Annotated in this window: 15 protein-coding genes; 3 read left to right on the top strand and 12 right to left on the bottom strand. The window is 70.3% G+C overall.

Annotated features, from left to right (window positions below):
• Positions 1-52: 52 nt before the first annotated feature.
• Positions 53-496, bottom strand: coding sequence for a 50S ribosomal protein L13 (rplM, locus tag IEZ07_RS06695; protein ID WP_068896563.1), 444 nt, complete (start codon positions 494-496; stop codon positions 53-55).
• Positions 497-863: 367 nt separating this feature from the next.
• Here rplM and IEZ07_RS06690 point away from each other — a divergent pair, with 367 nt between their 5' ends.
• The 3 genes from IEZ07_RS06690 to IEZ07_RS06680 all read left to right on the top strand — a co-directional run bounded on the left by IEZ07_RS06690 (position 864) and on the right by IEZ07_RS06680 (position 4,749).
• Positions 864-1,634, top strand: coding sequence for a CAP domain-containing protein (locus IEZ07_RS06690; protein WP_191893953.1), 771 nt, complete (start codon positions 864-866; stop codon positions 1,632-1,634).
• A 35-nt stretch (positions 1,635-1,669) separates the two neighbouring features.
• The gene (locus IEZ07_RS06685) at positions 1,670-2,794 is read left to right on the top strand and encodes a hypothetical protein (protein WP_191893952.1); all 1,125 of its coding nucleotides are present in this window, start codon (positions 1,670-1,672) and stop codon (positions 2,792-2,794) included.
• A gap of 464 nt (positions 2,795-3,258) precedes the next feature.
• Positions 3,259-4,749: a hypothetical protein gene (locus IEZ07_RS06680; protein ID WP_191893951.1), complete on the top strand. Its 1,491-nt coding sequence runs from the start codon at positions 3,259-3,261 to the stop codon at positions 4,747-4,749.
• Between the two features lie 242 nt (positions 4,750-4,991).
• Here IEZ07_RS06680 and truA read toward each other — a convergent pair whose 3' ends face one another.
• The 11 genes from truA to map all read right to left on the bottom strand — a co-directional run bounded on the left by truA (position 4,992) and on the right by map (position 12,115).
• Entirely contained in the window at positions 4,992-5,945 is a 954-nt protein-coding gene (truA, locus tag IEZ07_RS06675) for a tRNA pseudouridine(38-40) synthase TruA (RefSeq protein WP_191893950.1), read from the bottom strand.
• Between the two features lie 79 nt (positions 5,946-6,024).
• Positions 6,025-6,573, bottom strand: a complete 549-nt coding sequence (rplQ, locus tag IEZ07_RS06670) for a 50S ribosomal protein L17 (protein ID WP_191893949.1) — start codon at positions 6,571-6,573, stop codon at positions 6,025-6,027.
• Positions 6,574-6,716: 143 nt separating this feature from the next.
• Positions 6,717-7,733: a DNA-directed RNA polymerase subunit alpha gene (locus IEZ07_RS06665; RefSeq protein WP_068896558.1), complete on the bottom strand. Its 1,017-nt coding sequence runs from the start codon at positions 7,731-7,733 to the stop codon at positions 6,717-6,719.
• A gap of 101 nt (positions 7,734-7,834) precedes the next feature.
• Complete coding sequence (gene rpsD, locus IEZ07_RS06660; RefSeq protein WP_068896557.1) at positions 7,835-8,461, bottom strand: 30S ribosomal protein S4; 627 nt, start codon at positions 8,459-8,461, stop codon at positions 7,835-7,837.
• Positions 8,462-8,481: 20 nt separating this feature from the next.
• Complete coding sequence (rpsK, locus tag IEZ07_RS06655; protein WP_012887860.1) at positions 8,482-8,886, bottom strand: 30S ribosomal protein S11; 405 nt, start codon at positions 8,884-8,886, stop codon at positions 8,482-8,484.
• A gap of 45 nt (positions 8,887-8,931) precedes the next feature.
• Entirely contained in the window at positions 8,932-9,312 is a 381-nt protein-coding gene (rpsM, locus tag IEZ07_RS06650) for a 30S ribosomal protein S13 (RefSeq protein WP_068896556.1), read from the bottom strand.
• A 297-nt stretch (positions 9,313-9,609) separates the two neighbouring features.
• Complete coding sequence (gene rpmJ / locus IEZ07_RS06645) at positions 9,610-9,723, bottom strand: 50S ribosomal protein L36 (protein ID WP_003956441.1); 114 nt, start codon at positions 9,721-9,723, stop codon at positions 9,610-9,612.
• A 24-nt stretch (positions 9,724-9,747) separates the two neighbouring features.
• Positions 9,748-9,969: a translation initiation factor IF-1 gene (gene infA, locus IEZ07_RS06640; RefSeq protein ID WP_012887858.1), complete on the bottom strand. Its 222-nt coding sequence runs from the start codon at positions 9,967-9,969 to the stop codon at positions 9,748-9,750.
• 273 nt (positions 9,970-10,242) lie between these two features.
• Positions 10,243-10,713, bottom strand: coding sequence for a hypothetical protein (locus IEZ07_RS06635; RefSeq protein WP_191893948.1), 471 nt, complete (start codon positions 10,711-10,713; stop codon positions 10,243-10,245).
• Positions 10,714-10,818: 105 nt separating this feature from the next.
• Positions 10,819-11,256: a DUF1707 SHOCT-like domain-containing protein gene (locus IEZ07_RS06630; protein ID WP_204054287.1), complete on the bottom strand. Its 438-nt coding sequence runs from the start codon at positions 11,254-11,256 to the stop codon at positions 10,819-10,821.
• Positions 11,257-11,293: 37 nt separating this feature from the next.
• Entirely contained in the window at positions 11,294-12,115 is an 822-nt protein-coding gene (gene map, locus IEZ07_RS06625; protein ID WP_068896553.1) for a type I methionyl aminopeptidase, read from the bottom strand.
• Positions 12,116-12,172 lie beyond the last annotated feature (57 nt).

Below are 12,172 nucleotides of genomic sequence, written 5' to 3'. Positions count from 1 at the left end.
TACTCGGCGCCGGCCGACGGCCGACGCTGCTGCTGATGCGCAGCTCGTACGACTACTGGGCGATCTGGGTGAGCTCGAACGGCACCGGCTGCTGGGCCTGGTGCGGGTGCTCGGAGCCGGCGTAGACCTTGAGCTTCTTGATCATCTTCCGGCCGAGGGCGTTCTTGGGCAGCATGCCCTTCACGGCCTTCTCAACGGCGCGGTCGGGACGCTTGTCCATGAGCTCGGCGTAGGTCACGGAACGCAGACCGCCGGGGTAGCCCGAGTGACGGTAAGCCTTCTTCTGCTCGAGCTTGTTGCCGGTCAGCGCGATCTTGTCGGCGTTGATGACGATGACGAAGTCACCGGTGTCGACGTGGTTCGCGAAGATCGGCTTGTGCTTACCGCGAAGCAGGGTCGCGACGTGGCTGGCCAGCCGGCCGAGCACGATGTCGGTGGCGTCGATGACATACCACTGACGCTCGACTTCAGCAGGCTTGGGTGTGTACGTGCGCACGGTCGTATGCCTTCTTTGATCGCATCTCGGCGCTGTCGGAAGCGACAGCAACATGGTCGGTAGGTGCGGGCGCACGACAGCCCGGACCTTCCGTCTCCCTAGATGCGAGGAGATGACGCCGGACGCGCCGCGTATCGGTCTGCAGAGGAGACCGATTCGCACACAACGAATTAGCAGAATACAGGCCTGGAGGAGGGAGGGTCAAAACGACACCGCCCCAGACCGGTCTTCGCGAGGAGTCTACCGTGCGGAAGGGATGCGGTGCGGCCGCCGGCCCGATGCCGGATCGCGCTCGGCCGAACGTTTGCAACTCGTTCCCGACATTCCCTTCTTCAACTATCTCAACATCTCTATCGTTGATAGCAGTATGTGGCAGTCCCCTTACCCCGGGCATACCCAGCGAGCCGCCTTGCGCCGCGCCGGGTTGTTCGCCTGCCTCGCCGCGGTCCTGCTCATCGGGTTCGTCCTCGGCCGGGGAAGCCGTGACGAGGAGGCCCCCGGCCACGTCTACCTGAACGAGGCGGGTCCCGCCGACCCCTCACCCGCCCTCGCGACCGGACGGGGCGGCGCCCTCGACGAGCGGGCCCCGCTCCGGCGGGTCGCGCGCCCCTCCCCTTCTCCCTCTCCTGCGGCGTCCCGGCAGCGGCGTCCCGTCCCGCGCGCCTCCGGCGGCCCGCGCAACGTCGTCGACGGCTTCGCCAACGACGACCCCCAGTACGTCCTGCGGGGGGACGGCGGCCACGGCGCGGCCCAGGCGCTGAGCGCGATGGAGAGCGAGGTCGTCCGCCTCACCAACATCGAGCGCCGCCGGGCCGACTGCGCCCCCCTGCGCATCGACAGGCGGCTGGTCCGGTCGGCGCGGGCGCACTCCTCGGAGATGGCGCTGAGCGATGCCTTCTCGCATGACTCCCCGGGCGGCGGCTCCCCCTGGGACCGCATGGAGGCCGCCGGCTACCACGCCGGGGGCGCCGAGAACATCGGCCGCGGCTACACCTCCGCGGAGGAGGCGGTGCGCGGCTGGATGGCGAACCCCGGTCACCGGCACAACATCCTCAACTGCGCGCTGACGGCCACCGGCGTCGGAGTCGTGGAAGGGCTCGGCGGTCCCTGGTGGACACAGGACTTCGGGTATTCGTGAACTGATCCGCCCTGATACGGAGTTAATCTCAGCGCATGGGTTTTCCCGGGGATTCACCGCGCCGCCAGCCGTACGTCCAGCCCGGCGGGCAGCAGCCGCCCTTCCACGCCGGCGGGCAGCAACCGCCGTCCGCGTGGGACGACCAGGCCGGCGGACGGCCGGGTGGACAAGGCGGCGGGCAGCCGGGCGGACAGGGTGAGAGCTGGTTCGGCCCGCCCGCACAGGGCTCGGGACCGCAGTCTCCGGCCGGGTTCGGCTCCACACCCCAGGAGCCCCCGCGGCAGGCACCCGGATGGCAGGCGCCTGCCGAGCAGACGGCGGCCGGGCAGGAGAGGCACGGACCCGGGGCCTTCACCCGCGAGACGTCCGAACCCACGGAGCCCGGGCGGCGGCCCAAGAAGCAGAAGCAGGCGTGGAGCCCCTACGAGGAGGGCCCCCGCGCGCTCCTGCCCACCTTCGTCGCGGTCGGCGTGATCGGCATGCTCGTCGCGGGCGGCATCGGACTGGCCGTCTTCGCCAGCTCCGGCGACGACTCCCCGGGCGGCGCTGCGGACGCTCCGGCGCCGGCCGCCACCAAGCCGGTGATCCCCGCCAACCCCGGAGGCACGTTCGGCTTCGCCGAGTCCCGCAAGACCGACCCGGGCAAGCTGACGCTGGACGAGCTCTTCAAGAGCCGGAAGGCCAGGCACAAGGGTCAGACCTACCTGATGACCGCCCGCAGGAACGACAAGAAGTGCAAGGACGCCGTCGTCGGCTCCGGTCTGCAGAAGGCCCTCACCGCGGGCAGGTGCAACCAGCTCGTCCGCGCCAGCTTCCGCGACGCCTCAGGAAAGATCATCGGCACGCTGGGGGTGGCCAACCTCGACACCTCCTCGGCCGCGGCGAAGGTCGTCAAGGCCGCCAGGGGGAAGGAGTCCCAGCAGTACCTCAAGGTACTGCCCGGCAAGGACAAGGTCACCAAGCTCCTCGGCACCGGGGAGGCCTTCGTCGGAGGATGGCGCCACGGCCACTACGCCGTACTGGTCTGGTTCCAGTACAAAGACGGCCACCTGCCGAGCAAGGCGGAGGCCAAGAAGCTCAACGCGGCCGCGTTCGGGGTCGCCGACGCGACCGTCACCCCGGCGCTGGAGTCCCGTTCGCTGACCGGGAAGCGCCCCTGAGCAACGCCCCATCTGGGACTTTTCAGGCATGAAACCGGCGGGCGATCCGGCCAGGAACGCACATACTCACATGCCGATCTCCGGCTGTCGCTACGCTGCCAGGTATGCGTGGCCAGGAATCCGGATCCGAGCACGAGCGCGAAACCGACGGTTCGGTCGTACCGGCGACGCCGCCGCCGAGCTTCGGCCAGCCTTCGTCGCACGTGCCGCGGACCGATCTCGCCGGAGGCGAGCAGTCCCATGTCCCTCCGGCGCGGCCGGAGCCCGAGCCCGCGGCCGGCCGGCCGTGGGCGGCTCCCGACGACGGCGGGACCTCCTACGACTGGCTCGCCCCGACCGGGGAGGAAGACGTCCTCGCCCCTCCCCCCGGCGGGCCCGCCGCCCCGGCATGGCAGCCGCCGCCGGCCTTCACCGCCGCCGCCGCCGGTATACAGGTGTGGCCCTCACCTTCCGCGGACGCCCCCGTGCCCCCTCCGTGGCCCGCGGCCACGGGAGAGCCCGTCGAGGAGCTGTCCTGGCCCGACTCCGACGAGGGCGCCCGTCCCGGCGAGGCCGGCCGTCCCACCGGCCGGCCGTCCCACCTCGGCTCCCCCGCCGCCGACAACCCGGAGAACACCGTCGACACCCGCGTCCCCGCTCCCGCCGCGCCCGATCCGCAGGAGCCCCTTCCCCCGGTTGCGGACCCGCAGGAGCCCGGTCCCGCCGAGGCCGACCGGCCGGACCTCCCCCCGCCCGCTCCCGGCGGCTCTCCGTCCGCCCCCGGCGGCTCCGCCCCCGCTCCCGGCGGTCTCGCTCCGGCCCCCTCCGGCCCGGGGCCGACCGGTCATCCCGGACATCCCGGACCGCCCGCAGCCGAGCACGCCGTACCGACCGCACCGACCGCACCGACCGCACCCCAGGAGCTCACGGCCGGCCACGCCGTGCCACCCTCATCCGTCCCTCAGCCGTCCACGGCCGAACGCTCCGCGCCCCCCGCGGTTCAGCCCCCCGCGGCCGAGCCTCCGGTGAACCTGCCCGCGACACTCCCGGCTCCGGGTCCGGTCCCGTCCCCGGCCGACCAGCCGACCCCTCCGGGCGGTTTCCCGGTCGTCCCCCCGCCGTTCCCACCGCCGGTTCCTCCCGGCGGAGAGCTCCCCGCGCTCGTGGGCCCGGCCGTGGAGCGCGGCCCGTTCGAGCCGCCCTCGGCGATCACGTCCGGGCCCCCGGCCCCTCCCGCCGCCGCTCCCGTGACCCCTGGCCGGGGCCGGATCGTCCTGGTGGCCGCCGCGGTCGCGGTCGTGGTCGGCGGCATCGGCACCGGCGCCTTCTTCGCCTACCGGTCGTTCAACGCGGCCGATCCGCAGCCCGTCCGGCCGAGCGCCGTGCCGGAGACCGGGGATCCGAGCGCGGAGAGTCCCGAGAACATCCCGACCGAAGAGCTGATCGACACCACGCTGCTCAACTCCGAGCTGACCGACCCGGGCAAGATGACCCTCGCCGACGCCTTCGCCAGGAAGGTGACCCTCTCCGGGACCACCTTCACCCGGGTCAAGACCCATCTGACCCAGGACTGCGACAAGGCGGCGGCGGGCGCGTTCGCCACGGCGCTCGAGGACGGCGACTGCCGCCGCGTGCTGCGGGCCACCTACGTCGACCGGAAGAAGAAGTACGCCGTCACCACGGGCGTCGCCGTCCTGCCCACCCGCGAGTCGGCCGTCAAGGTCGACCAGGCCAAGAACCTCGAGAAGAACCTGTGGTTCCGCGGCCTGCGCGGCGCCTCCGGCAGCGGGGCCGAGCGCATGCACATCGCGGGCGGCTACGCGGCGGGGCTGGTGTGGGGCCGCTACATCGTGTTCAGCTACGCCACCTTCGCCGACGGCCACACCCCCACAGCGAAGGAGAAGAGCCTCGGCAAGCTCAGCGGGGCCTTCCGCGACCAGACCTCCAAGGTCGTCGAGCGCCGCCTGACCCGCTGACGGCGTCCGCCCCGCGCGCCGTCTGACCCGCTCTGACGGCGTCGGCCCCGCGCGCCGCGGAAAAGACCCCGCCGCCGGGCACGCGCCTGCGGCGGGGCCGCCCCGGTCCTCGGCCCACGTGCCCGGCGGGTCGGCCCCCGCCACACGGCGAGATCAGCCCCGCCCCCGGCACCCGCACCCGGCGGGTCGGCCCCCGCCACACGGCGAGGCCGTCCCCGCCCCCGGCACGCGTGTCCAACAGGTCAGTACTCGGCACGCGGCGGGACCGTCTCCGCCCCTAGCACACGCACCCGGCGGGTCAGCGCGGCCCGCAGAGCCAGTTCCTCCGCCCCGGGATAGCGCACCTCCTCCAGGCAGAGCCCGTGCGCCGGCGCGACGTGCACCCCGGAATCCCGTACGGCTCTCGCCAGCACCTGCCCGGGCCACTCCACCCCGAGCCGCCCCTCCCCGACCGCCAGCAGCGATCCCACGAGCGCCCGCACCATGGAGTGGCAGAACGCGTCGGCGACCACCGTCGCGACCAGGAGGCCGTCCTGGCCGCCCTCCCGGACCCAGTCCAGCCGCTGCAGTTCCCGGATCGTCGTGGCGCCCTCGCGCTTCTTGCAGAACGCCGCGAAGTCGTGCTCGCCGAGCAGCCGCGCCGCGGCGGCGTTGAGCCGGTCCAGGTCGAGCGGGCGGGCGTACCAGACGACCTCCCGGCGGCGGAGCGGGTCCACGCCCCCGGGCGCGTCGCACACCCGGTAGGCGTACCGGCGGGACAGCGCGGAGAAACGCGCGTCGAACCCCTCGGGAGCCGCCGTGACGCGATGGATCCTGACATCCTGGGGAAGCACCCCGGCCAGCCTCCTGCGCAGGGCCGAGAGCCGCTCCCCGAGCCGCTCCCGCGGCCCCTCCTCCCCGGCCTCCCCTGCGGCGCCCCCCGCTGCTCCCTCGGTCTGCCCGCGCCCGCGCGACCTGGCGTTCCCCTCCACCGCCGCGAGCGCCTCCTCCTCCACGTCCAGGTGCGCCACCTGCCCTCGCGCGTGCACCCCGGCGTCCGTCCGGCCCGCCACGGTCAGCGCGGGAGGCTCACCGAGCCGCAGGACCCTGGCGAGCGCCTCCTCGATCTCCCCCTGGACCGTCCGCCTGCCGGGCTGCCGGGCCCAGCCGGAGAACTCCGTGCCGTCGTAGGCGAGATCCAGGCGCAGCCGTACCACGTTGTTCCTCCCGGAGAACGGGAACGGGCCCGGTATCCCCGATGCGGGGATGCCGGACCCGTTCACCCAGCCTGAGAGATCAGGCGTTGTCCTTCTTGTCCTCGGTCTCCTCGGCCGGAGCCTCGGTCGCCTCGTCGTTCTTCTCCGCGGCCGGAGCCTCGGCGGTCTCCTCGGCCTCCTGCGTGGCGGGGGCCTCGGTGGTCTCCTCGGCCTTCTCCGCGGCGGGGGCCTCGGCGGCGGCCGGAGCCTTGGCGACGCGGACCGTGTTCAGCGGCTCGGACACCAGCTCGATGACCGCCATGGGGGCGGCGTCGCCCTTGCGGAGGCCGACCTTGGTGATCCGGGTGTAGCCACCGGGACGCTCGGCGAAGGTCGGGGCGATCTCGGTGAAGAGGTGGTGGACGACACCCTTGTCGCGGACGACCGTCAGCACCTGGCGACGGTTGTGCATGTCGCCCTTCTTCGCCTTGGTGATCAGCTTCTCCGCCAGCGGGCGCAGGCGCTTCGCCTTCGCCTCGGTGGTCTTGATCCGGCCGTGCTGGAACAGCTGGGTGGCGAGGTTCGCCAGGATCAGCTTCTCGTGGGCCGGGCTGCCGCCGAGACGGGCACCCTTGGTGGGCCTGGGCATTTCGTTCTCCTTGAGAGTGAACCCGCCCCGGCCGTGTCAGGTACCGGGGTCGGGCCACGGGAACCGCTCGCGGCTCCCGTGTGGCGATCAGTCCCGGAGGGGCCACGCCCTCCGGGGGTCACGGGGGCGGAGCCCCCGCGGAATCAGTACTGCTCGGTCTCGACGTACGCGCTGTCGTCGTCGTCGTAACCGCCGCCGGCCACCGCGGTCGGGTCGAACCCGGGCGGGGAGTCCTTCAGCGCGAGCGACATCTCGTGCAGCTTCTGCTTGACCTCCTCGATGGACTTCGCACCGAAGTTGCGGATGTCCAGCAGGTCCTGCTCGCTGCGCGCGACGAGCTCGCCCACGGTGTGGATGCCCTCGCGCTTGAGGCAGTTGTAGGAACGGACCGTGAGGTTCAGCTCCTCGATCGGCAGCGCCAGGTCCGCGGCCAGGGCCGCGTCCGTCGGCGACGGGCCGATGTCGATGCCCTCGGCCTCGACGTTCAGCTCGCGGGCGAGGCCGAACAGCTCGACCAGGGTCTTGCCGGCGGAGGCCACCGCGTCGCGGGGCTTCATCGCGGCCTTGGTCTCGACGTCCAAGATCAGACGGTCGAAGTCGGTGCGCTGCTCGACACGGGTCGCCTCGACCTTGTAGGTGACCTTGAGCACCGGCGAGTAGATCGAGTCGATCGGGATGCGCCCGATCTCCTGGCCCGGCTGCTTGTTCTGCGCCGCGGAGACGTAGCCGCGACCGCGCTCGACGGTCAGCTCCATCTCCAGCTTCGCCTTGCCGTTCAGCGTGGCGATGCGCAGCTCGGGGTTGTGCACCTCGACACCGGCCGGGGGCGCGATGTCGGCGGCGGTGACGTCGCCGGGGCCCTGCTTGCGCAGGTACATGACCACGGGCTCGTCGTGCTCGGAGGAGACGACCAGCTCCTTGAGGTTCAGGATGATGTCGGTGACATCCTCCTTGACCCCCGGGACGGTCGAGAACTCGTGCAGCACGCCCTCGATGCGGATGCTGGTCACGGCCGCGCCCGGGATGGACGACAGCAGCGTGCGCCGCAGCGAGTTGCCGATGGTGTAGCCGAAGCCCGGCTCCAGCGGCTCGATGACGAACCTGGAGCGGGTCTCCTCGATGGTCTCCTCGAGGAGGGTCGGGCGCTGAGCGATCAGCATGTGGGTTCTCCCCTTGACGTGCGGCGCCCGCTATTTGACGCCGCTCGATAACAACAGCATAGGTGCCGTACGGCAAGCCGCACGGCACCCGTGAAGAGCCGCTACTTGGAGTAGAGCTCGACGATCAGCTGCTCCTGGACCTGGGTGTCGATCTGCTGACGGACCGGGAGCTGGTGGATCAGGATGCGCATGGCCTCCGGGGCGACGCCCAGCCACGCCGGGAACGTCTTGTCACCGGCGGTGGCGCGCGCCACCTCGTAGGGCAGCAGGTTGCGCGAGCGCTCGCGGACCTCGACGATGTCGTGCTCGCGGACGCGGTACGACGGGATGTCGACCTTCTTGCCGTTCACCAGGATGTGTCCGTGGCGGACCTGCTGGCGGGCGGCGTCGCGGGACTCGGCGAAACCGGCGCGGTAGACCACGTTGTCGAGACGGCTCTCCAGGATCTGGAGGAGGTTCTCGCCGGTCTTGCCGCCCTTGCGGTTGGCTTCCTCGTAGTAGTTGCGGAACTGCTTCTCGAGGACGCCGTAGATGCGGCGGGTCTTCTGCTTCTCACGAAGCTGGAGCTGGTACTCAGACTCCTTGGGACGGCCGCGGCCGTGCTCACCCGGCGGGTAAGGACGGATCTCGATGGGGCACTTCGCGGACTCGCACTTCTTGCCCTTGAGGAAGAGCTTGACCTTCTCCCGACGGCAGAGCTTGCAGTCCGCACCCGTGTAACGAGCCATTTTCTATCTTCTCCTGGGGCTCAGACGCGACGGCGCTTGGGCGGGCGGCAGCCGTTGTGCGGCACGGGGGTGACGTCCTGGATGGAGCCAACCTCCAGGCCGGTCGCCTGCAGCGAGCGGATGGCGGTCTCGCGGCCGGAACCCGGGCCCTTGACGAAGACGTCGACCTTACGCATGCCGTGCTCCATGGCGCGGCGAGCGGCGTTCTCGGCGGCCATCTGCGCGGCGAACGGGGTGGACTTGCGAGAGCCCTTGAACCCGACGTGGCCGGCGCTGGCCCAGGAGATCACGTTCCCGCTCGGGTCGGTGATCGAAACGATCGTGTTGTTGAACGTGCTCTTGATGTGGGCGTGCCCGTGAGCGACGTTCTTCTTTTCCTTGCGGCGCACCTTCTTCGGTGCACCCTGGCGGCTCTTAGGAGGCATTGTTTGCCTTCACTCCTGAGGTCTTCGGTCCTGCGGCTGCGCGGACTACTTCTTACCGGGCTTCTTCTTGCCGGCGACGGTCTTCTTCTTGCCCTTGCGGGTGCGCGCGTTGGTCTGCGTGCGCTGGCCGTGCACGGGAAGACCGCGACGGTGCCGGATGCCCTGGTAGGACTGAATCTCGATCTTGCGGCGGATGTCGGCCTGAATCTCGCGACGGAGGTCACCCTCGATCTTGAAATTCGCCTCGATGTAGTCACGCAGCGGCACGAGCTCTTCGTCCGTGAGCTGGTGCACCCGGAGGTCGCCGCTGACGCCGGTGGCCTTCAGGGTCTCGAGCGCGCGAGTGCGGCCGATTCCGAAAATGTAGGTGAGAGCGATCTCCAGCCGCTTGTCGCGGGGGAGGTCGACGCCAACCAGGCGAGCCATGGTCGGGCATTCTCCTTCTTTGTGGCGGAGGTCCTACGCTTCACTTCCCCTCCCCATGCCCGGGGTGAGGGCCCCGGCCTCCGACCGGGGGTCTCCTGCGGGGTACGGCCTCGTCGGCCGCCTGCGCAGGTGTGAAACGCGATTACCGTTCTTCCGGGCGGGACCCGCCTCGCCTCTCCGCCGCGGGGAGCGTCTCCGCTCACCTCGCCGGACCGGCGCGACCGCCTTCGCCCGATGGGCCCCACATGGATCGAGTCCGCCTCTTGCGAGCGGACTCCGTGAGACCTTCTGCCGCGACTAGCCCTGGCGCTGCTTGTGGCGCAGGTTGTCGCAGATCACCATGACACGACCGTGCCGGCGGATCACCTTGCACTTGTCGCAGATCTTCTTGACGCTCGGCTTGACCTTCATAGTCCTTATTCGTCCCTCAGACGCTTACTTGTATCGGTAGACGATCCGCCCACGACTGAGGTCGTAGGGGCTCAGTTCGACGACAACCCGGTCGTCGGGAAGGATTCGGATGTAGTGCATGCGCATCCGCCCGCTGATGTGGGCCAGGACCTTATGGCCGTTGTCGAGCTGGACCCGGAACATTGCGTTCGGGAGCGACTCAACCACAGTGCCCTCGATCTCGATGGCGCCGTCTTTCTTGGCCATGTCCCTCGCGTTTCACTGATCGGTCGTCTGAGGCTTCGGAACACTAAGCAGCCGCGACCATGCGCTTCCAGGAGAGGCGGCGGTAGCGACACCGCTGACGCGCAATGGTCATAGTGAACCGAAGAAGGAGTGTACGGCACCGGGCGAGGAAATGCGAAACCGACGGCCGGTGCTTGACACAACCACCAGACAGCATACCTCCCGGACGAGCGGAAAGCCCGCCGGTGACCGTGTCACCGGCGGGCCCGTGTCGATCGGCCTTCCCGGCCGCTCCTAGAAGGCGTCACCCCAGCCGCCGCAGTCGTCGAAGCGGTTGTCGCCCTCGCAGACGCGGATCTTGAAGTCGTCGAAGCCGTTGCTCTTCTTGAAGCCGCCGAACTTGGTGAAGTGCCTGCCGCCGAACGTCTTGTAGTACTTGGTGTGGGTGCCGAACTTGTCGTGCCACCTGAACCAGACGTAGCTGTACTCGCGGTCGCGGTCGCGGTCGAACAGGTCCCCGTGGAACCAGTAGCGGCCGTCCTGCTTGATCCAGTAGCCCTTGAAGTAGGAGCGCTTGCCGAAGCCCTCGCCGCCGCCGAACTTCGAGTAGTAGGGGCCGAAGAAGTGCTTCGACCCCTGCGCCTCCTGGGACGCGGCAGCGGTGGCCGCGCCGGCGGTCGAGGCCTGGGCCGGAGCCGCGGCCAGACCGGCGGCGAGGGCGGTGGTGAGGGCGGTGGTGGCGAGAAGGGTGCGGGCCTTGCTCATGTCTTCCTCCTGTGAAGGGGTCCGTCGTTCGGACACCGCTCACGTTAGGAAGCTTCGGCCCGCCCTTCTGCGGAGGAATGCACACTCATCGCCGAGCGTGCACTATTACGGCTTCCGGCCGTCGCCGAACTTCATCAGGACGGTCGCGACCAGCAGGATCGCGCCCCAGGGCCCCATCACCCACAGCGGCCAGGGATAGGGGAAGTCGAAGTCGTCCCCCAGCCCGATGGCGAACCAGATGCCCCAGTTGATGCTGACCGCCAGGGCCCAGGGGGTCCACATGGCGAGCAGGCGCCCCTTCTCCGTCTCCTCCTTCGCCGGCGGGCGCGGGGCGACCTCCTGCATGGCGCGCAGGTCGACGTCGGGCAGGTCGGAGGTGAGGGTCGCGAGCTCGCCGTACGTCCTGCTCGCGTAGAGCTGCTCGAGTCGCTCGTCGAACTCCTCGACGGTGAGGCGACCCTGCGCGTAGTGCTCACGGAGCACCGAGGCGACCCTGTCCCTGTCGTCGTCCGACGCCCGCATCTGCGGACCAGCCGCCATCATCGCTCACATCCGCTCGCCACGGCGGGCCGCGTCGCCGCTAGCCCGCACTCTCTCCCAGTACGCCGGCGAACCGCTCTTCGCCGCCGTCGAGCGCGGTCAGCACCCAAGGTCCATTATGTGTCACCGCGACGCTGTGCTCGAAGTGCGCGGAGGGCTTGCCGTCGATGGTGACGACGGTCCAGTCGTCGGCCAGCACCTTGGTCCGCGCGGTGCCCAGGTTGACCATCGGCTCCACCGCGAAGCACATGCCCACCTCCAGCCTGGGCCCCTTGCCGGGCTTGCCGTGGTTGGCGACCCAGGGGTCCATGTGCATCTCGGTGCCGATCCCGTGCCCGCCGTACTCCTGCGGGATGCCGTAGCGCCCCTGGGAGCGGACGTACTTCTCCACCGCGTGCCCCACGTCGGACAGGTGGCCGCCCGGCTTCAGCGCGGCGATCCCCTGCCACATGGACTCCTCGGTGACCCGCATCAGCTCGGTCAGCGCGGGGTCCACCTCGCCAACCGGGACCGTGACGGCCGAGTCGCCGTGCCAGCCGTCCAGGATGGCTCCGCAGTCGATCGAGATGATGTCGCCCTCGCGCAGCTTCCGGCGGTCACCGGGGATGCCGTGGACGACCTCGTCGTTGACCGACGCGCAGATCGTCGCCGGAAAGCCCTGGTAGCCCTTGAAGGAGGGGATCGCACCCTCGTCCCGGATCGCCTTCTCCGCGATCGCGTCGAGATCCAGCGGCGTCATGCCCGGCTGGACGCTCTCCTTGAGCAGCTGCAGCGTCCGCCCGACCACCAGGCCCGCGGCACGCATCTTCTCCAGTTGCTCCGGCGTCTTGATCTGAATCCCGTGCCGGTTCTTCTTGAACACGTATGCACCCCCTGGGGTGATTAAACGGGCGATTCGGGAGCTCAATTCCCCCGATTG

It is taken from the genome of Planomonospora parontospora (genome assembly GCA_014647935.1).
Lineage (GTDB): Bacteria > Actinomycetota > Actinomycetes > Streptosporangiales > Streptosporangiaceae > Planomonospora > Planomonospora parontospora.
The sequence above is the reverse complement of the archived record's forward strand: the minus strand, read 5'-3'. Positions and strand labels throughout refer to the sequence as shown.